Here is a 20974-nt window from a genome sequence, read left to right as displayed (position 1 = left end):
TGGATCATTTTGGTCAAACTGACCTAATTTCTGAGAATTAGTTATAGCATATCCCACCTGATTTCTTCGAATTGATATTGCGGTTTCTATTTAGTACACTAATGATTAATTTCTTAGCCGTATCCATTTCATAAGACTTGTTTGATGTTATAAATAAGGTTAAACTAGCCAATGCATCATTGCTAATGATAGCGTTTTTCACACGGTCGTAAAGGAGGCCGTTGCTTTGCAAAAAAAGGAGAAAGCATGCTGTTGCAATTCTTTTGTTTCCATCTACGAATCCATGATTCTTCACAATCAGGTATAGGGGAGTAGCCGCCTTTTCCTCAAGGCTAGGGTAGAAGTCCACTTCATCAAAACCTTTACTGATTTGCGAAATAGAACTTTCAAAACTCCCATATTTTTCTTTCCCAAATACACTTGATTCAAAATCTGACTTCATGGCGAATATGACCTTTTTATAATCTTCAAGTTCTGGGTACTTTGTTTGTTTTTTGGTTAGTCCTTTTTTATCTAAATTTTCATGATCATAATCATCAAGCAACTCTAATCCTTTTGAAAATTGATGAATCCAATCCAAATTTTGGTCTTCAGCATTCGGATTTATCACTCTGCTTAAAATCCGAATGCCATCCTTGAGAGTTTGGACCTCCTGCTATTTCTGTGAAAGTCTATTTTCGTTAATGGCGTAGCCTTGGATCAAGTAATCTTTAAAGCGTTTTGTGGCCCAAATACGGAATTGGGTTCTTTGTTTTGATTTGACTCGATAACCTACTGAAATGATTACATCTAAATTGTAGAAGTTTATTTACCGGGTAACTTTTCGTAGACCTTCTTGCTGAACTGTCAAGGGTTCTTTTACAGTTGCTGCTTTATCTAATTCTTCTATTTAATAGCAATTGTTAATGTGAAACTCGGGGATGTCCCTGTGGTATCGCGTGGAAATTTGCTTTTATGCATCAAAAAAAGTAGGTTTTTCTCTGATGGCATTTTTGAACTCAAACACCAAAAAGGGTAGGCCATTTATCTAATATGCTGTCTGGAATTCTCTTTTCCTGATAGTGAGTCTTCAACTGATTGACAATACGGTAGATGTTGCTGTCAGTGCTGTAGTAAAGAAATGGATCTTCTGTTGCGATGCTGAGTGATTCCCAGACTACATCGTTAGCTTGATGGGAGCGATGCACAATGCCATAGTCTAGCAGTTGAATATAAATATCCTTATCTGTTGCATGCTCTCGTTTGAGTATAAAGCCATTGTCTTGTTGCTGGCATAGAGGTCAGAAGAGGGGAGTTGCTCCCAGTTGCGGATGACTTGGTCTATTTCACTGGCAGTGATGCCAACATGAACATAGCGTGCTAACAAAAAACCCCTCAGACCATCTTTTAGCAAAACCTCAGAAAGGTATCTTTAAATATCCTTACCATTGAGGTGCTTAATGCCCTTCTTATGTAGCAAATCTATGATAATTGACTCTAACTTGGCTTCTTTAAACACGGATCAATTAAACTAAAGATTTAAATTAAGGAAAATATTTGAAAATATAGTGCTATATGATTTGAAGAGCGACGAGTACCAATAAATCGTAACTATTCAGCGATATTCCAGGTGATGTGTTGGAGTCTTTTTTGAATCATATTCAATGTTTCGAAAACTTCATTTTCTTTAGGAAATTCTCCGTAGACTAATTTTTTGAAATAAGTCAACCAATAGTCTTTCTCAACATAAATGGCTGGGATTTTCATTTGCTGTCCTGTAACTCTCATGGAGTTTATAAAAAGTTCTTTATTTTGATGTAATTTCATGTGATATACCAATTCCTAATGGATGATAAATCTGTTTCTTTTAAACCTAATTTGATTTTTGTTAATGGGTTTAGGCTTTCTTTTAATTTTGAAATATTATATTGAGTGCTGCTGTTTTCGAGTATAGCACCCAATAATGCCCTAACTCTTGGCGGATATAAAAGAGCGTATTTTATCAAATCCTCTATTTGTCTATCTTGAAACAATTCTAGTTTTTTGCTTAAAATCATGACTGCTTTGGATACAGGGCAATCGGGTATTGTTTTTATATCTTTTAAAGCATCTAAAAATCCCAACAATCCATAATTTTCTTCGGATACTTCAGCATAGCTTTTTACAGATTTTGCCTTGATTGCGCCTTTGTCAATATTTATTCTTTTGTTACTGGCTATTTTTATTCTAAATGCCATTTGGGTAGTGAGGTTCATTTGATTATAAAGCGATTCGCCTGTGATGTAGGCTATGCGCTTCCCATTTTTAAATAAATAGCGTTTTAACTGTTCACTTTCATCAGGAAGCAATTCTCCAAATACTGTTTTTATGGGTTTATAAAATATGCCCTTCGACATTTTTTTGATTAATCCCTTAGCTTGCATTCTTTCTAAGGCTTTGGCAGCAGTTTGATTGTCTTCTTTACCAATACGCAAGTCGGCATATCCAAAGGTTTTATCCTCGGGTAGTTTTGCGATTGTTTTTCGTATTTGTTCTGCTACTTTCATAATGCAAGGGTAGTTCGTTTGATTTAATATGTCAAGTTTTTGATGTGTAAAACTTGACATTTAGTATCAGGCTTATTTGTCTTTAGAAGAAAAAGTCACCTATCCCCCCATTTCCTTGATATCTTTCCCACTTGATCTTTTATAAGGTTTTTTAATCAATTATGGCATTTAACGAAAACTAGAGGGTTAAAATCCCTGCAATTTCCCACTTGATGCGAATCGATTTACTTAAACCATTTTCTTCTTTTTCAAAACAAGTTTATTTTATATCATATATAGTGATTTTAGTTTAAGATCCTTATTTTAGCAGAAGCTAAAAACCACACTTAATAGTAATATATGCCCAAATCCAATTTTTCTTTTCTAGAATCTGAATTTCCAATCCTTTTTAATATCGGGCAGTCAGCCGAGTTTAATTTGTATCAGGATCCAGTAACTAGTCTATGGAAACTGCGACAGTTTGGGGAAAGGGTCAGTGAGTTACTTTTTGAATTGCATCATCTGGACTTCCCTTATGATAATACCTTTCATAGCCGATTGAAAACTTTGGAGTTTGAAAATGTCTTGCCTTCTCAAGTAAAAGACCTCCTTCACACTATCAAAAACAAGGGAAACAAAGCAGTACATGATAACAAAGGATCTTTGAACGATGCTAAAGAATTACTCTTTTCCACATTCAAAATATCCAAATGGTTTTATCAAACATATTCAGAAGAAAATGATGACCTCAGCACAGTAAAATTTCACTTACCAGAAAATAAGGATACACGCCATGCGCTTCATATTTTAGAACAGGAATATGCGGAGCTGCAAGTAAAATTTGAGGAACTGCTCCAAGAAAGGAGCACTATTCAACTTCCAGAAGAAAAACAACAAGAAATCCAAACTCGCTCTCAGAAAGCTGCTCGAAAGATAGAAATGTCAGAAGCAGAAACCCGTCTTTTGATAGACGAGCAATTACGGGCTGCAGGCTGGGAAGTTGATACACAAGTACTCAATTTCAAAAAGAATAAGACACAACCTCAAAGAGGTAAAAATCTAGCAATAGCAGAATGGCCGTGTGGAGGTAAATGGGCAGACTATGCACTTTTCATAGGAACACAATTATACGCAATTGTGGAAGCAAAAAAATATGCTTCGGATATTTCGACAGACTTAAACCAATCCAAAATTTATGCTGAGCTAGTAGAAACCAAGTTTGAAGGTAGCTTATTGGGAGATTGGCAGGGACATAAGGTTCCTTTCCTCTTTTCTACAAATGGAAGGGCTTACTTGGAGCAAATTAAAACCAAGAGCGGGGTTTGGTTTCTCGATGTAAGACAAAAACACAAAAGATCCAAAGCGCTAAAAGGGTGGTACAGTCCGGAAGGTTTAGTCAAGTTAATGGAAAAAGACCTACAGGCATCAGAGGATAAACTAAAAACCGAGACTGTAGATTTTTTAGAAAGTCAGTCAGGGCTTGGTTTGAGGAAGTATCAAATTCAAGCAATTAAAGAATTGGAGAAAGTATTGCTTGAAGATCCTTTTAGATCAAGGGCTTTGATTACGATGGCTACTGGAACAGGAAAGACCCGAACTATCATTGGTCTCTGCTACCGATTGATTCAGTCTAACCGCTTCAAAAGAATTCTATTTTTAGTAGATAGAACTCTATTGGCCACCCAAGCTATCAATTCTTTCAAAGACAATAAAATCATCGGACTCAATACCTTTTCCGAAATATATGGAATAAAGGAACTTCAAGACAAAGTGCCCGAATTGGACACACGGCTTCATTTTGCTACGGTACAAGGTATGGTCAAGCGTCTTTTTTATAGTGAAGATCAAGATAGCCCTCCGGTAGATCAATACGATTGTATCATCATCGATGAAGCCCATAGAGGCTACTTGATGGATCGTGAGATGGATGAAGACGAGCTCAATTTCAAAGATCAGCGGGATTATGTTAGCAAGTACAGAATGGTACTTGATTATTTTGATGCTTTTGCGATAGGTCTCACAGCCACCCCTGCCTTACATACTACTGAAATTTTCGGCCCAGCTGTATATACTTATTCCTACAGAGAGGCAGTGATTGACGGGTTCTTGATAGACCATGAACCTCCTTACATCATCAAAACCCAATTAGGAGAAGAGGGTATTATTTGGGAGAAAGGCGCTCAACCAAAGGCTTTGGATAGGGAAAATAATACGATCATCGAACTTGAAAAACTCGATGATGAGTTGAAAATCGATATTTCTGGGTTCAATAGAAAAGTAATTACTCCGAGTTTTAACCGAACGGTCATCCAACAATTGGTTAAGGAACTTGATCCTGATGGGGAGGAAAAGACCTTGGTTTTTGCAGCAACTGATGAACATGCTGATATGGTGGTGTCTTACCTGAAAGAAGAGTTTGCAACGATTGGTGTTGAAGTAGAAGATGATGCCATTCAGAAAATCACTGGAAAATCTTATAACCCAAAAGAGCAATTTCGTCGCTTCAAAAATGAAAAATACCCAAATATTGCGGTGACGGTAGATCTTTTGACCACTGGCATTGATGTGCCAGCTATTTGTAACTTGGTCTTTATGCGTCGAATTAAATCAAGAATTCTCTATGAACAAATGTTAGGGAGAGCTACCCGTCGTTGTGATGAAATCGGCAAGGAAGTTTTTAAAATTTACGATGCAGTGAAAATTTACGAAACATTAGAAGATTTCACTCAAATGAAACCAGTTGTAGCCAACCCCAAAGTCAGCTTCCAACTCTTGGTAGAAGAGCTGAAAGAAATTGACCAAGGAGAAAAGGCCAAAAAGCAGGTGGAACAATTGGTGGCTAAAATTCAGCGCAAGAAGAGATACCTTAAAGGAGATCATGCTAATCAATTTGCTTATAATGCCAATGGATCAGATCCAGAGGAGTTTTTGGAGCAATTAAAAGGTTTAGATACATCTGAAGCTTTAAAGAAAATTGTTGAGCTAACGGGCTTATGGGTTTTTCTGGACAAATTACGACCTGAGATAAATCCAACTTTAGTATCAGAACATGATGATATGTTTCTTGGAATAGAACGGGGATATGGCAAAGCCAAAAAGCCTGAAGACTATCTAGATAACTTTGCTAGATTTATTCAAGATAATCAAAACAAAATCGAAGCCCTAAAAATCGTCTGTAGTCGCCCTACCGAACTGGACCGCAAGTCTTTGAAGGATCTGATGCTAGCCCTTGACCAAGAAGGTTATAATACCACTTCATTGCATGCTGCATGGAAAGCAACAAAAAATGAAGATATTGCAGCAGATATCATTTCATATATCCGTACACTATCCTTGGGCAGTTCGCTTATCAGTCACGAAGAACGTGTCAAAAAAGCAGTCAACAGCATTCGGGAGATGAAAGTTTGGAACAAAACCCAACTAAAATGGATAGACCGCTTTGAAAAACAACTGCTCAAAGAAACAGTTCTGAGAAAAGAAGATCTGGATGAAGATCCTTTCGATGAAGCCGGAGGATTTGAGCGGCTAAACAGGATTTTTGAGGAGCAACTGGAAGAAATGATCACTCAGATCAATCAAAATTTATACGCCTAAACGAAAAACATGAGTGCAGAACAGATTGCAAAGAAACTGTGGGAACTTTGTAACGTACTTCGTGATGACGGAGTTACATATCATCAGTATTTGAACGAACTTACATATATACTTTTTTTAAGATTGTCCGAGGTGAAGAAATTCGACCAAGACATTCCCGAACAATATCGCTGGTCTAAACTCAAAGGGATCAAAGACAACAAAGAACTCTTTGATACTTACCGTGACTTGCTGGCTAACTTGGGTACGATGTCCACCAATGCTGCAATCACGGAAATCTATACAAATGCCTCTAGTACCCTGCGCAAGCCTGTCAACCTCCGCACGTTGATTACCAATATTGATCAAATCGATTGGTATGAGGACGAGGAGCAGGATAAGATTGCCAGTATTTATGAAGAACTACTGGAAAAGAATGCGGGAGAGAAAAAGAGTGGGGCAGGGCAGTACTTTACACCTAGACCACTGATAAATGTGATGGTGGAGTTGCTCGCTCCCAAAATTGGTGAGCGCTGGAATGACCCAGCAGCAGGAACTTTTGGCTTTATGATTGCGGCGGATGAGTATCTGAAGCGAAAGACAATGGACTACTATGCCTTAGACAGCAAAGAAAGAGCTTTTCAAGTCAACGAGGCTTTTTCAGGTTGTGAACTGGTACAGGATGCCCATAGACTCGCTCTGATGAATGCCAAGCTGCATGGCCTGGAAAGCCCAATCTTTATGGGAGACACCTTGACAGAACAAGGTAAAAGTTTCAAAAACTATGACGGCGTGCTTGCCAATCCACCTTTCGGAACCAAGCAGGGAGGAGAAAGGCCTACTCGGGATGATTTTACCATCCAAACCTCAAATAAGCAGCTGAATTTCCTGATGCACATCTACCGTTCCCTAAGAAGGGATACGGGTACAGCAAGGGCTGCAGTGGTGCTTCCCGATAATGTGCTTTTCGAAGATAATGATGGACAAAAAATCCGTCGTGACTTAATGGATAAATGCGACCTACATACAGTGCTTCGCTTGCCAACGGGAATTTTCTATGCTGCAGGTGTGAAGACCAATGTGCTGTTTTTTACTCGGGGCAAAAAAGAAACAGGCAATACCAAACGGGTATGGTTTTACGATATGCGAACCAATGCCCCTAGCTATGGTAAGCGAACTCCCTTTACCCGGGAAGCCTTTGCGGATTTTGTAAAAGCTTATACAGGAGGCTTGGGCTTGGAGGAAGTGAAGGACAGCTATGATGGGACGGTGGATGATGCCAAACGTCAAGCCATTCAGGACCCAAGATGGCAGGTCTTTACCCGTGAGCAGATCGCCGCCAAAAACGATTCCTTGGATATCGGTCTGATTGAGAATGAGAACATCAGCAAAAATGCCGACCTGGGTCAGCCCTTGGATATCGCCAAGCAGGCAGCATCTGAATTGGATGCCATTAAAAAAGAGTTGGACCAGATAATTGCTTTGTTGGGATGATGGAGGAGAAATTACCAATGGGGTGGACTCAAACCAAGCTAAAAGAAGTTTTATCTGTGAAAAACGGATATGCATTTAAATCACAGGATTTTAAAGATTACGGAATTCCAGTTATCAGGATATCTAATATCCAAGATGGACAAGTACTTATTCAAAATTCAGCAATGGTTCCTGAAGAGCTTTTCAAGAAAAATTTTGTTGTTGAAAGGGGGGATATCTTGGTTGCTATGTCTGGCGCAACAACAGGAAAATATGGGATTTACAACGAAAGTGAAATTGCACTCCAAAATCAGCGTGTCGGTAACTTAAAACCAAACACAGATAAAGTATCCAAGAAATTCATTTTCTACCTGCTTGGAAACTTAAAGAAAGAAATTGAGGACGTGGCTTACGGAGCAGCCCAACCAAATATTTCTGCAAAAATGATTGAGGAATTAGAGTTTTTACTCCCTCCCCTTCTCGAGCAACAGCGCATAGTAGCCAAATTGGATGCATTGTTTGGACATTTGGATAGTTTAAGGGAGAAGTTGGACGGGATACCTACCTTGCTAAAAAACTTCCGTCAGCAGGTTTTGACCCAGGCGGTTACTGGGGAGTTGACGAGGGAATGGAGAGAGGGGAAAGGATTGGAGGAGTGGGAGGAGACTACAATTGGAAGTTTATTTGAGGTCAAAACCGGTGGTACCCCGAGAAGAGGTGTGAAAGAATATTATGAAGGGGGAACCATCCCTTGGGTAAAATCTGGACTGGTCAAAAATGAGTTAATATTTGAAGCTGATGAACTTATAACAGAAATAGCTATCAGGGACTCAAATGTTAAAATTTTCCCAGTAGATACACTTTTGGTTGCCATGTATGGTGAAGGTAAAACTAGAGGTCAAGTTGGATGGCTAAAAATAGAGGCTACAACCAATCAAGCAATTGCAGCATTAGTAAATGAAACAATGCCTACGATTACTAGAACCTATGTATTCTATTACTGCTTAAGCCAATACAATGACATTAGAGCAAAAGCAGAAGGAGGAAATCAGCCTAATTTGAATCTAAGTAAAGTCAAAAACTGGGATATTTCTATGCCGCCTTTAGAAGAACAAAAAGAAATCGTATCTCAGGTCGATGCTCTATTCTCTATGGCAGACAAAATCGAATCCCAATATGACTCCTTAAAAGCCAAGATTGACCAATTGCCTCAGGCGATATTGGCGAAGGCATTTCGGGGGGAGTTGGTTAATGTCGATTAAGTTTTAAACTACTTCATGAAAAAAAATAATATGAAGATAAAGTCTCTTTGGATTTCCAAATATAAAAATTTCAAAAATTTGCATCTAGAATTTAATTCTGATCTAATTTCACTATTAGTAGGTAGGAATGGACTTGGCAAGTCTAATTTAATAGAGATATTGGGTTTAATCTTTAGAGACCTAGGTTTACTGCGGACTAGGAAAGCGTTTTTAGAATGGCCGTATAATTTTTTTGAATACAAAATTCGATATGAGTGTAAGAATTCAGAGTTGATTATTGAATGCTTTAATAATGATGGAGAAAATGTTTTTTATATTAAGCGCAAACAAAAAGGCACATCTGATCTAGAATTCCATACATTAAAATTTTCTGAATTTAAAAGTAAGCGAAAACAAGAATATTTGCCAGATTATATAATTGGTTATTATTCAGGGGAAAACAAAAGGATAAGAGAAATAATTCGGCCATATGAAGAAACAGTATGGGAAGATCTTAAGAAAAACAACGTTTTAGATCAGGGGTTTCGGGATATGTTTTTTGCAGAAAATCACCATTCGCAACTAGTACTATTGACTATATTGCTATTTCGATTTGATCCACCTTCTGCTAAATTCAAAGAAAGACTAGATTACTTAATAAAAGAGTTCACTTCATTTTCCAATCTAGAAGAATTTACTATACATTTGAAACAGCCAAACTGGTATAAACGTGGTTCTGAAAAATCTTTGAATCCAGTTAGTATAGAATTTATTGTAGAAAACCTTTTACCAAAAAAAACAGAAGAAGAAGAAATTGAATATCCTTTTTGGGGGACAAAAGGAAAAGCACATAAGCTAATTTCATTTTTATACTTAAACAGTCCTGATATTCCCACATCGTATTTTGACGACGAGGATGGGCTAGAACATTTAATTATTAAACTAGATAAAAATAAAGTTGCAACTAAAGTTAACAAAGAATTTTTACACCCAGCAGATTTTTTAGATGCCCTCGATGCTCTTTATGTAATTGATTCGATTTATGAAATTCAATTAAGTGTCAGGTCCGAATTAAGAGATACAATGTTTCAATTTCATTCTCTTAGTGAAGGAGAACAACAACTGATAACCGTTTTGGGATTGATACTTATTTCTGGGAGGCAAGATTGCCTGTTTCTACTAGATGAACCAGACACACATTTAAACCCAGCTTGGCAAAGAAGATTTGTGGAATTGCTACATTATTTCAATTTGAATGATGATAACAGTCATATTATAGTAGCAACGCATAGTCCTTTAATTGTTCAGGAAGCAAAAGGATGCGATATTTTTTTATTTAAAGAAGGAATAGAAAATACGATAGAGGTTGATTATAAAGTATTTGAATTACCAAACTGGAGAATTGATCATGTTTTATTGAGTAAATATTTTAATTTAAATAGTTCTAGAACCTTATCAACAGATGACTTTGCAGAAAAGAGAAAGCAAATAATTTCAAAAGGTAATTTGAGCGAAGAAGATAAAAGGCTTTTGGAATTATACAAAAACAAACTAGGGTATTTACCAACTGGAGAAACAATTGAAGAAGTTGAAGATAAGATAATTTTAAGAAACGAAGCAATAAGAATAAAAAGTCAGCAAAAATGATAAGAATTGATAAATCTGGAGTATCTGTACCATCTATATTGGCCTCAGATGGATTACTTGAAAAATCGAAATTTCAAACTGATTTTGATTCAAATCCAAGTGGATATCTTGCATTATCCCCAAATAAACCAGTTTCTCAGTTCAATTTTAAAAAAGAAATATATGGAGGCGATGAGGTGAAGGAGGCATTAACAGATATTCAAAATGGCAAATGCTGTTTTTGCGAATCAAAAATGAGGCATGTTTCGGACGGTGATATTGAACATTTTAGACCAAAGGGTCGATGGAAGCAGGCGAATGGGACACCAATTGTTTATCCGGGATATTATTGGAAATCCTATGATTGGGATAATTTGTTTTTAGCGTGTCAAAAATGCAATCAGCGAGAAAAGCAAGATGTATTTCCAATTGAAAGTAATTCTGTAAGGGCATTAAATCATCATTCAGACGTAAATAGTGAGTTGCCAACTTTTATTCATCCTGAAAACGATGATCCTGAAGATCATATTGAATTTATCGATCAATATATAAAAGCCAAAACAACTAGAGGACAAGTAACTATTACCCAACTAGGGCTAGATAGAAGTTTTCTAGACAATTTTAGAGAAGAGAGGCTCGATGACCTTAGTGCTTTAGAGGATTGCTATATCACCTCCATAGGACACCCAAATGAGCAAAAATGTAAAGAAATTTTTTTTGATAGATTAAGAAACTATGTTTCTGAAGGTGGTGAATATTCAAATATGTTTAAAAGTAATTTTAGTCAATACTTAATATTTTTATAAGATTTTAATTATGAAACAGTGCCTATTTTGTAAAAAGGATACATCAGAATCTACAAGTAGAGAACATGTTGTTCCAGAGTCTCTTGGTAGCTACAAACTGGTACTTCCGAAAGGTATAGTCTGTGATTCTTGCAATAACTATTTTGCTAGAAAGGTGGAAAAGCCGATACTTGAGCATCCTTCATTTAGAAATATGAGGGGTTGGTATCAAGTACCCAATAAAAAAGGGAATCATCCTTCTGTTCTAGGTGAAATAGCTGGAACGGAAACAAAGATTAACTTGAAACTTAATGAGAAGGGTAATCTTACAATAAGTTTAGAAAATTCCACAAAATTTAATGTTCATAAAAATATCAGTCTTGAAGCCAATCATTTTTTATTTCCAATTAGTATCAATCCACCAAAAGACCTAATGTCTCGATTACTAGCGAAGATGGCTTTGGAGTTTTTGGTTTATCAAAACTTATACGATTCAGATTGGTGTAAGATATTGGCAGAAGAACCGCATTATGACTCGATTCGGAATTATGCTCGGTATAACAAAGGAGTAAGTGTTTGGCCATTCTCACAGCGAACAATCTATCCCATGGATGCCTTAATGCGTGATCCTCAAAGTGGAGATTGGGTGACAGCTGGAATAGGAAATGATTTACTAATTACTAGCAGAAAGGAGACTTTTTTTGTTTTTGTTTATCATGGTGTAGAGTTCGTAATTAACACTGGAGGGCCATCAATTAAAGGCTATGAAGAGTGGCTTCAGCAGCACGGAAATATAAGTCCGTTTCTTGAAAGATATGGAGTGAAGATTGTAAACAAAGAAAAAAACGGGGAAATTGTCACTTATATTGAAGGTGAACATAACCTGAAAAATGGAATAGAATTCGATAGATTACACTTTACAAAATGATAAGTAGTCCTGATTTTTCGTTCTAGTCCAACCATAAGCATATTCCAAAATACAGTTTGAAATTTCAATTATTACTAGGACTGCTTCAATTCGGTTGAGGTCAGTAACTGTTTCAGAGTCGTAATTAGTTAGATAAGGTCCAATAGTTCCATCTTCTTTATTTACTTTGCTAATTGGATTGAAAATATGTTTGGAGCTAAAATGGATATATCCTGAGGTTTTTTTATAGACTTCGTTGATCCAAGGGTGTGATTCAGAGGCTTTTTCCCTTAAATACCAATCCTTAAGCGTTTTTTTTGGATTTTCTTTATCAAAGAACTCCTCCATTTTTTTTCCTTTCATCACTTCGTTGCCAAATCCATTTGGATTCTTGACCAAATGAGATGCAAATAAGCGAAGGAAATTGTCCAGATAAGGTCTTATAATATGAGATGCAGCCATGTAATTTTTCGAATCTAACAGAACTCTAAAACCCTCAATTAATGATAGTGCTCTGGAATAGGTACCATTCAAATAGAAATCCAAATGGAAGGTTTTTCCACTGGATAACTGACTTGTTTTAGCCATAAGTAGTATTCTATTTTCATAGCTTTTTAAAATTTCTTTGAAGGCACATAGAAACTGTGGCAACTCTTTTTCTTTATAGTCTCCCGGAATCCTTTGATCTTTTATTAAAAATGGTGTCCAAAAAGCATAGCTATCAGGCTTAATTATTTTATTTGATTGAATTAAGTATCCATGGTCAGTGTTATTTTCATTTTCTAAAAACTGGCCTAAAGTCCACTTCTAAAATCTGTGATCTTTTCATCCAATAGGATTACAACTTGTCCAATTTCAGGTTTTTCGGAATTTATGTCTCGCCAGTTTAGCATATCATTAGGGAATATTTAAGACTTCAACACCTAACTTCAATTCATTCAAAATCGGAGTCAGTAAATCCTCCGTATCTGTTTCTATGCTGATGATCAGGCTGTATCGGACGGATTGTTTGTAGCGTTTATGGATGGGTCTTGTCTTCCACCAACCCCCAGTTGGAATGATGGCCAGTTCGTTCTTGGTAGCCAAATCAGCTGAATTGCCTATCCAGATATCTCTATGGATGGATCCTTTGTCTCGTATTTTTTGACCGATTACCCAATTTTCACTACCTTCTTGTTGATAGTCCTCCTCTAATGCATTTCTAGCCTCTTTATTGATCCTTGCCAAAAAAGTAGTGGAAGTTTCATTGGTATCCTTTAATTTAAACCGAAGACCAAATGAAGCATAATTGTTAGCCTTGGCATACCTCTTATTGCCTGGGTTGGGTTCAATGAAATACGAGAGCGTTACATTCAACCTGACCTGTGTATTTCCCATTTCCAACAATTGTTGCTGTGGCCAAGGAAGGGTGAATACATGGCATTCATTGGCCTGAACCCGACTACTTTCAAATTTATAAGGTGTAATGGTTTCTTGAACAACTAAGGAAACGGAATTTTGTAAAGTGTATAAGGCAGCAGGCAAAAAAGGCACTCCATAACCTACTGTCCTTAATAATTGCATTTTTTCAACTGTGGAAAGATCTTCAATTTTCCTGTCACCCAACATTTGATCTGTCCATTGGGCAGCATGGATCATAAGTGCCCTTACTGTTTCTGGCCAAATTTTTGGATAATTTTCTAAAATACTTGCGGCAAACTTACTAGCAAATGCCGTTGCTGAGGAGGTTTCTCCAAAAGTGGAGAATAGAGAGCTTGCCATTCCTCCTTTGGAAATACTTAATGGCATCAAGGAATCAGGATCACAAAGTCCGCGATTCCATTCTGCAGCATTTCCTCCCTCAAAAACAACTTCTGGTTTAATTGTCCATTCTTTTCCCCAAGTTATGCTTGTACTGCTTGAAGGAGCTAACTGCCCTCTTTGAGCCAAAAGAGTTGCTCCTGGATATTTGGATAAATCAATTCTATCTTTCAAGGTATATGCTCCAACTGTCAGGGCATTGAAAGCTTGGGCAGGGTCATGTATGCTGTAATCCTTATTGGATAAAGGATATTCCAGCCATCTATGATTGGGAATATTTCCTGCGGAAACCAATACTAACCGTTTCCAATCTTCTTCTCCAAAGGCTGATTTGTCTACTGCCGCAGACCAAGCGCTAGGTCTACCAAAGTTGGTATCTCCATCAGCAGTTATGGCCATGCAGAATACTCTTTGTTCAATAGGATTTGTCTCTGCTCTAGCAATGGCTTCTTCTGTAACCGCACCATATTGATCTGGATCTATTGGCTTTGATTGCTGGATCAACTTTATGCTTTCCAATTGGTGGAAAATCCTAATGCTTTCCCTAGATACTAAGGCTTCCGATAAATCCCCAAAAAAGATGATTCCTGACATAGCTGTTCCGTGACCAGGGAAACGCCAAGAATCATTAGTCCCCCATGAAGGGTCAACCGTATCCACATGGATAATTGATGACAAATGTGCCAATAAGGGATGGCTTTCATTGATCCCAGAATCCAAAAGGCATATTGACAAGTTTGAATTTTCCTGAATTTCTAATTGCTCCGCCAAGTTGGCTATCCAGTCTTTTTGTTCAGGAATATCCATGGAAGTAAAAGCATCAGACAACTCCACTGGTTTTCTTAATTCATCCAGGTATTGAGAATATAACAGTGGTTCAGCCAGTTGTTTAGCACCTCCCTTTACCAGAATCACAAGATGTTCTGGAAAAACCAAAAATCGAGAGGATATCTGTACACCGAATGCTTGTAATCGGTCAGTGATCTCCGTACGGACAGCCTCCGCTGACGTGGTCGTTATATCTAACCAAACCTCCCACCATACTTCCTGTTCATTATCAGGGAAGGGGATTTCAGGTTCTTGCCAAAAGGACTTTAGAGTAGCTTGATGTATGGATTCAAGGTTGGATAATAGGCTTGCGTTTTTAGGGTTTCCTATTTCTGTATTTCTTTCTGGTTGAGAATAGGCGGATATTTTTTCGAGAAAAACTTTAACTCCTTTCTTAGAAAGATAGATCGAACTCGTGGTCTTTTCAGAACCATCTTCCTCTATTACTTGTCTTAAAGAAGCAATTCTTATATCACCCGATTTCACTTCAAATTTGTTGATATCAAGTTCAAAACCAGGAAATGTTTCAAATTCCACATACACGAAATCACCAGGTTCTCCTTGCCAAAAACCTTGGAAAGCAGCATCAAATTCATTCTTGAGTTTACTCCCTTGTTTGGTTTGATCGATGTTTTTGTTTGTTTTAAACCTACCAGTTCCTAGGGGAGTAAAGCTTATAGAACTCGCTTTGTTCTCTAAAAATATATGCTTAAAAAATCCATCCATGTGTTTTGATTAGTATGTTCTCTTTCTTGCCATTATATACTGAATTATTTTTTCTTCGGTTACACGATTTTCTCCATACAGCAAATAATCTTTCCAGGTATCTTCACATATTTTATGCACTTCCGCATAGCTCAAACCCATTGAGCTCTTAGATAGGTGATCTAAGTCCAGGTTTTTTTGAATTCCTATTTCCTCTAATCTTGAAGCAAAAATTTGTTTGATCTGTACTTCTGAAGGGTTAGTATAATTGATGATATCGTCAAACCTTCGGAAAAGGGCAGTATCCAAACTTTCTGGCAAATTGGTAGCAGCAACTATCAAACTATTGGACTTATCTTTTTCAATCTGTAACAAAAAACTATTCAATACTCTTTTGATTTCACCCACATCTTGAGTCTGGGTTCTAGTGCTACCAATGCTGTCAAATTCATCAAACAAATAAACAGCTCTAAAGTCCATCATGGCATCAAAAATCAATCTAAGCTTCGCTATGGATTCACCAAGGTATCTACTGATAAGACCATCCAAACGAATGACAAATAAGGGAAGCCCTAATTCTCCAGCTAACGCATGGGCAGTCATGGTCTTTCCTGATCCCGGAGGACCAACAAGAAGGAGTTTCCTTCTAGGTTGAAGATTATGGCTTAATAACTTATCCAAATGCCTTTGTTCGTGGATGACTTTAGCCAAGGTCTCCTGAATATCCTTGGAAAGCACCATGTCTTTCAATCTTATGCTGGGACTGACCAGTTCCAAGAGGTCATTCAGTTCTTTTTGGGCAGCATTTACAGGTAATCTTTTGACAACAGCTTTGGAAGATTTACTCTTATCAATCAATTTTTTCAATTCCTCAGCCAGTGCAAGATGCCCTTTTCTAGCTTCAGATGCAGCAATTTGCATAGCAGTAGCATAGAAGCGGGATTCATCCCCTTCTCCAAATGATTTGATTAACGTTTTTATTTGTTCTGCAGCTGCCATGGTTGGAATTACCAAAAATCTACTCTTTAAGATATAAACGTAAAATAATACAATATGCCTCAATATCCCATGAAATATCTTAGTTTCTTTTTTTAATCTAGAACGCTGATTGACAGATTTCGATAAAAAACATAATTTGTCAACCAAAGCAATTGTTTTTGCTCCTAATCAATCCTTTCAAAACCAATAAAACCCATAGATTTCCGTATCAAATCCGTTTGCTTGATTAATAGTTTACGTTTTATCTTCAATTATAGTAGGTAAATACTCCAGTTACAAAACAACATGATCTTAAAGCTTGGTTTTACAGAGCTAAATCGTAAAAGATACAGTATGGGATTAGGTCTCAATCTAATGTATCAGATTTATTTATTTCCATTGAATTTTTATGACTAAAATCTACGTCTTTTAGTACTTTTCCTTCCAGGAGTAAACAAGTTATTTACAGGCCTTTTAACAATTTTCTTATTATGCTAAATTAGTATATTTCGGATATTTGGAATTTCAACTCTTCACCATTCACGTAGCTTAAAAAAGAAATTTTTTGTTCATTCTGTTGATTTTAAAAGTGTTGAAGATTCTTTTGTAATAAGATTGAGTGTATGGAACTAAAATTGAGATATTAATGTAATAAATAAATCTCGCACAAGATGAGATGCTAATAGCAGTACGTGTTGTTCTGCAGGCATTTAGCTAAAAAATGCGAGACCAATTTTTATGGTAAAAGATAAATTACTTTTAAAAAAATTAGAATCCCATGGACTACATATCGTACCATACGCATGGGGAACAGATTTAAAAAAGGGAGTTGTTAAAATAGAAATCACCTATGAAGGAAATGATTACAGTTTACTATTTCAACAAAATACAGAAAAGAAGGAATGGTATCTTGTAAATGCAAAGTAAATTCCCTAAAATTTAAATAGATAATTGACTTAAGTCGGCAGAAAAATAGATAATGTAAACCCTCGCAAAATCGCGAGGGTTATTTTTTTTCTTATAGTTAAACTTTCAATCAGGAGGTAAGTACCAAAAATAAATAACTTCAATAAAAGATATTTAAAGATTGCGTTTAAAACATAGTTGGACTAGGCTGGGCTGTGGCTAGGAGTACTTTTAATTTGGAAAATGTTGATCATAGTCAGACCAAAATAACCAATCATGTTAGTTTTGAACAAGTTCAAGCGCTTCAAGTGGGACAAAGTCAACCAATTGTACAAGGCAACGGAGAAGAAATTTGAGCAGAAACGTAAAAACCTGCTCAGACTAGGGGTGGATCAAGAACATGCCCATGCATTGAAGGGCCGAGCGTCAAGAAAATTGTCCCAAAGGACATTTTTAGCGGAGGAGCCAAACCTTAGGGGAGGTAGGAGAGGGGATTGGTCCGCCGAGGCGGATCAAAGTCCTATACTTATTACTACTATAACTCTGTCACGATTGAGAGGAAAAAGGTATGAATCTATGCTTTCCTACTACATCAAATCCCGTCCGACTGGGCCATCCGGGCGGGCGCAACCTACAATCCAGTAAACCGCTCAAGGAGGAGTAATCATCCCGATCCTCGCCAACCTCTATATGCATTACTGTGTTGATAAGTGGTTGGAGAAATTACATCCATCAGTCATTATGATTCGGTACGCTGATGACCTAATTATCCATTGCAGTAGCTATCAGAAAGCTGTAGAAACCCTTGCAGATCTGAAAAGACGTCTTGAAAATTGTGGTTTAAAAGTCCATCCTGAAAAGACCAAAATTGTGTATTGCAAGAAAGATGGCAGAAACCTGGAAGGCTATCCTGTTCAGTTTGATTTTCTGGGCTTCAGTTTTCAGCCTATTAGAAACAAATTAAGGAGTGGGGAAGTTATCTGCAGTTTGATTGTAAGATGAGCCGAAAATCTATGGTGCGTATCAACGAAGAACTTCGAAAACTCAATTTCCATAACAAAACCCAAAGAGGTATTCAGGATCTAGCAATATTGCTAAATCCAAAGATACGAGGATGGATTCAATACTATGGGAAAATAAGCCGTAGAAGTTTAAAACCTGTGTTTTATTACCTACATCACCGACTGATCAGGTGGATTCTGAACAAGTACAAGCGATTCAAAGGAAGCAAGGTCAAAGCAGTAAAATGGCTTAGGCAAGTTACAGTCTCTTATCCAAACCTGTTCTATCATTGGGAACTGGGCTACAAATTAGTCTGACATAACGGGCAATTAACCGACTGCATGATAAGAGACGTATGAATCGAGAGGTTCACGTACGGTTCTGTGAGAGGCTTAGGGGTGGAATTCCCCTTTGCCTACTCGACTAGCCCTAGTGCTTTTATAATTCATTCAGTTGAGTTTTTATATTTCTCACAATGCCTTTAAGTTCATTAAACGTCTTTACCGCTTTTTTATATGTAGTCTCGTCAAGTCTTTTTACTTCGCTTTTTGTAACTTCTGTACCTGTTAAAATTTTCCAATAGTCAATCCATTTTGCTTTCAAATTGGCTAATTCTTTTTTGGTACCGTCTTGACAATAAGTCTCTATAAATGAAAATAACGAATTAAATTCTTCGTCTGCAATCTCAAACAGCAAATTCAAATCGTCTTTGTCCCTTTGAGTTATTTTAGTCGATTCATAAATAGTCGTTATACGTTCATTAATCCGACTTGCAGTTTTAACAAACGAGCCGGCTTCTTCAATCAGTGTGTTTTTGAATGACCTTTTATCATCAATTAACTTTTTTACTATTAGAGGTATAAAAATTCCTATACCAAAAGTTAGAAGTACACTTAAAACTTCTGTCACTTTTAAATTATAGTTCAAAGTAAAAAGCGGAAAATCACGAATTACAATTCCTAGAATAATGCCACCTACAAGCGTAACTAAGGGCAACAAAAAAAACTTAAGTATTTTCATTTCTTAGTTGGATTTTTAATAACGTGAATAGCTTTATCAATCTTTAATGGATTCTTATCAGATTTAAATCGTAAGTGCTTCAAAACTAATTCCGAGCCTAGTTCCATTGAAAGAAGGCCAAATGAACCTGACACAAAAGACGAAGGCCAACCCCAAAAGCCATCAATGTCAATTAACAATAAGTAATTTCCTTCAACGGCTTTATTGAACCTTTGAAGTAAAAAGTTGTCGTAAAATTCTTTTCCTGAGAAGTCTCCATCATCATAGTCTCTTGCACCTGCTGTATCGCCAAATTCCTTTGCGATAATCAATGTGTCTTTAATTTCCATTTCCATCATTATCTTGTTTAAGTTCCCAATAGAACAAAGTTCCACTGAAATTATTTTTTAATTTTTTTGTTTCTAAAGTCTTTAAGTTCACAAATACGTCATTCGTTATAAGGACAAATTTTGAAAAAGCTTTATCCTTACTTGAGTCATAAACTTGTGGAATACCATTTCCCCTTTCTGGTCTACCTGTCCTAGATTTTATTTCCCCATTGAATAGTGGCTCGATTAAATCTACATTATGAGAAAAGCCCAATTTTTCAGCTAACGTTTTTTCTTTAAAAGTTCTTGCTGGTAGACTTTCAAATATTCCTACTCCAAGGTCTAAAAATGTATACTTGGAAGTTTTAGAGATAGGGTCATTGTATATGTGTATCCACCAATCGTACTTCCCGCGTTCTTCACCTGCGTGGTTATTTGTATTCTGCATAATTTCAATAATTATGTCATACAATGGGTCAAAAATTTCTTCACTATTGAAAGTGTGTCTTAAACCACTTAAACAAGCTTCTTTTGCAATAAGAGGTTCAACTTTGTTGTCTGTTATTTTATGAATTAAAGTTGTGTCTTTAATTTGTGGTTTAGGACCTTGTGTTTGAACATAATTGTAAAAACCTGATTGTAAAAAAAGCTCTTTGAGTTTTGGATTATTTGGAGCATTACCTAATATTCCTTTGTTTTTATGAAAGTTTGCGTCTTTTATCCTTGCTATTTGAAGTGCTATTGCATCAGTAGTTAGTGCGTCTATTTCAGAAATGTCAAATCTTATTGGATAACCTTCACTTAAATATGTTCTTGCTGTCTTGAAATAGGCTAAAACTTCTTCAGTATTTTCAATCAAACTGAATTTTTTTGGTGCTTCAATATTTTGTGTCGGTTTTCTTTCAACGGGTCTAACACTTTCATTCTCGGTTTTACGTATAGTCGGGTTATATTTTTTGTTCTTTCTCCGGACACGATTTCTCAGTCGTTTTTTTGAACGTTGAGAATTAAGTTTTTTGAACTTACTAGTCGTGTACAGTTTCTTCATAGTGTTTTTTTTAGCATTAGGACTAACGTAAAGTGTTTTAGACGCAATCTACCCAAAAAAATAACTATAATAAATAGATATATCAAGATTGCGTTTAAAACATAGTTGGACTAAGCTGGGCTATCCCTATGGGTATTTAAAATCTTTGTTTTCGAGGATTCTGATTTTTAGGTCGTACTTAATCAATAAATTGGCTCTGATATTCATCATTTATAACATTTTTCTTTTTCAACAAGACATACCAATCCCTTTGACAGAATCCCTGTTTAA

Annotated in this window: 20 protein-coding genes; 9 read left to right on the top strand and 11 right to left on the bottom strand. The window is 36.6% G+C overall.

What is annotated here, in order from left to right:
* Positions 1-37: 37 nt before the first annotated feature.
* The 5 genes from MM213_RS09870 to MM213_RS09850 all read right to left on the bottom strand — a co-directional run bounded on the left by MM213_RS09870 (position 38) and on the right by MM213_RS09850 (position 2525).
* A complete protein-coding gene (locus MM213_RS09870) occupies positions 38-610 on the bottom strand; it encodes a type II toxin-antitoxin system death-on-curing family toxin (protein WP_241411839.1) in 573 nt (190 codons plus the stop codon).
* Between the two features lie 45 nt (positions 611-655).
* A complete protein-coding gene (gene rhuM, locus MM213_RS09865; RefSeq protein ID WP_369413897.1) occupies positions 656-808 on the bottom strand; it encodes a RhuM family protein in 153 nt (50 codons plus the stop codon).
* A 190-nt stretch (positions 809-998) separates the two neighbouring features.
* Positions 999-1187: a hypothetical protein gene (locus MM213_RS09860; RefSeq protein WP_241411837.1), complete on the bottom strand. Its 189-nt coding sequence runs from the start codon at positions 1185-1187 to the stop codon at positions 999-1001.
* 403 nt (positions 1188-1590) lie between these two features.
* The gene (locus MM213_RS09855) at positions 1591-1806 is read right to left on the bottom strand and encodes a hypothetical protein (protein ID WP_241411835.1); all 216 of its coding nucleotides are present in this window, start codon (positions 1804-1806) and stop codon (positions 1591-1593) included.
* On the bottom strand, positions 1803-2525 hold the full coding sequence (locus MM213_RS09850; RefSeq protein ID WP_241411833.1) for a DUF6088 family protein: 723 nt from the start codon (positions 2523-2525) through the stop codon (positions 1803-1805). The genes MM213_RS09855 and MM213_RS09850 overlap by 4 nt, the downstream gene beginning before the upstream one ends.
* A gap of 339 nt (positions 2526-2864) precedes the next feature.
* Between MM213_RS09850 and hsdR the strand changes: the two genes are divergently transcribed.
* The 6 genes from hsdR to MM213_RS09820 are packed head-to-tail and all read left to right on the top strand — an operon-like array spanning position 2865 to position 12130.
* Complete coding sequence (gene hsdR, locus MM213_RS09845; RefSeq protein WP_241411831.1) at positions 2865-6098, top strand: type I restriction-modification system endonuclease; 3234 nt, start codon at positions 2865-2867, stop codon at positions 6096-6098.
* Between the two features lie 9 nt (positions 6099-6107).
* On the top strand, positions 6108-7571 hold the full coding sequence (locus MM213_RS09840; protein ID WP_241411829.1) for a class I SAM-dependent DNA methyltransferase: 1464 nt from the start codon (positions 6108-6110) through the stop codon (positions 7569-7571).
* On the top strand, positions 7568-8812 hold the full coding sequence (locus MM213_RS09835; RefSeq protein ID WP_241411828.1) for a restriction endonuclease subunit S: 1245 nt from the start codon (positions 7568-7570) through the stop codon (positions 8810-8812). Before MM213_RS09840 ends, MM213_RS09835 begins: the two co-directional genes overlap by 4 nt.
* 15 nt (positions 8813-8827) lie before the next feature.
* A complete protein-coding gene (locus MM213_RS09830) occupies positions 8828-10438 on the top strand; it encodes an AAA family ATPase (protein ID WP_241411826.1) in 1611 nt (536 codons plus the stop codon).
* Positions 10435-11223 (top strand): HNH endonuclease family protein, encoded by a 789-nt coding sequence (locus tag MM213_RS09825; RefSeq protein WP_241411824.1) that lies wholly within the window; start codon positions 10435-10437, stop codon positions 11221-11223. Before MM213_RS09830 ends, MM213_RS09825 begins: the two co-directional genes overlap by 4 nt.
* A gap of 10 nt (positions 11224-11233) precedes the next feature.
* Positions 11234-12130 carry an HNH endonuclease gene (locus tag MM213_RS09820; RefSeq protein WP_241411822.1) on the top strand — a complete coding sequence of 299 codons (897 nt, stop codon included), beginning with the start codon at positions 11234-11236 and terminating at the stop codon, positions 12128-12130.
* Here MM213_RS09820 and MM213_RS09815 read toward each other — a convergent pair.
* The 3 genes from MM213_RS09815 to MM213_RS09805 form a co-directional block, all read right to left on the bottom strand.
* A complete protein-coding gene (locus MM213_RS09815; protein WP_241411821.1) occupies positions 12113-12697 on the bottom strand; it encodes a hypothetical protein in 585 nt (194 codons plus the stop codon). The genes MM213_RS09820 and MM213_RS09815 overlap by 18 nt on opposite strands.
* A gap of 309 nt (positions 12698-13006) precedes the next feature.
* Entirely contained in the window at positions 13007-15463 is a 2457-nt protein-coding gene (locus MM213_RS09810; RefSeq protein ID WP_241411820.1) for a S8 family peptidase, read from the bottom strand.
* A 9-nt stretch (positions 15464-15472) separates the two neighbouring features.
* Positions 15473-16441 carry an AAA family ATPase gene (locus MM213_RS09805; protein ID WP_241411818.1) on the bottom strand — a complete coding sequence of 323 codons (969 nt, stop codon included), beginning with the start codon at positions 16439-16441 and terminating at the stop codon, positions 15473-15475.
* A 717-nt stretch (positions 16442-17158) separates the two neighbouring features.
* On the opposite strand from MM213_RS09805, the gene MM213_RS09800 reads away from it, so the two are divergent.
* The 3 genes from MM213_RS09800 to MM213_RS09790 all read left to right on the top strand — a co-directional run bounded on the left by MM213_RS09800 (position 17159) and on the right by MM213_RS09790 (position 18645).
* Positions 17159-17347, top strand: a complete 189-nt coding sequence (locus MM213_RS09800) for a hypothetical protein (protein ID WP_241411816.1) — start codon at positions 17159-17161, stop codon at positions 17345-17347.
* A 669-nt stretch (positions 17348-18016) separates the two neighbouring features.
* Positions 18017-18328 carry a reverse transcriptase domain-containing protein gene (locus tag MM213_RS09795; RefSeq protein WP_241411814.1) on the top strand — a complete coding sequence of 104 codons (312 nt, stop codon included), beginning with the start codon at positions 18017-18019 and terminating at the stop codon, positions 18326-18328.
* Between the two features lie 11 nt (positions 18329-18339).
* On the top strand, positions 18340-18645 hold the full coding sequence (locus MM213_RS09790; protein WP_241411812.1) for a group II intron maturase-specific domain-containing protein: 306 nt from the start codon (positions 18340-18342) through the stop codon (positions 18643-18645).
* A gap of 121 nt (positions 18646-18766) precedes the next feature.
* On the opposite strand, the gene MM213_RS09785 is transcribed toward MM213_RS09790, so the two are convergent.
* Genes MM213_RS09785 through MM213_RS09775 form a run of 3 tightly spaced genes read right to left on the bottom strand, consistent with a single transcriptional unit; the run spans position 18767 to position 20704 of the window.
* Positions 18767-19348 carry a hypothetical protein gene (locus MM213_RS09785; protein ID WP_241411810.1) on the bottom strand — a complete coding sequence of 194 codons (582 nt, stop codon included), beginning with the start codon at positions 19346-19348 and terminating at the stop codon, positions 18767-18769.
* The gene (locus MM213_RS09780) at positions 19345-19677 is read right to left on the bottom strand and encodes a hypothetical protein (RefSeq protein WP_241411808.1); all 333 of its coding nucleotides are present in this window, start codon (positions 19675-19677) and stop codon (positions 19345-19347) included. The genes MM213_RS09785 and MM213_RS09780 overlap by 4 nt, the downstream gene beginning before the upstream one ends.
* The gene (locus MM213_RS09775) at positions 19667-20704 is read right to left on the bottom strand and encodes a hypothetical protein (protein ID WP_241411806.1); all 1038 of its coding nucleotides are present in this window, start codon (positions 20702-20704) and stop codon (positions 19667-19669) included. Before MM213_RS09775 ends, MM213_RS09780 begins: the two co-directional genes overlap by 11 nt.
* Positions 20705-20974 lie beyond the last annotated feature (270 nt).

This window comes from Belliella alkalica (genome assembly GCF_022549785.1).
In the GTDB taxonomy this organism is placed as follows: Bacteria; Bacteroidota; Bacteroidia; order Cytophagales; family Cyclobacteriaceae; genus Belliella; species Belliella alkalica.
The sequence above is the reverse complement of the archived record's forward strand: the minus strand, read 5'-3'. Positions and strand labels throughout refer to the sequence as shown.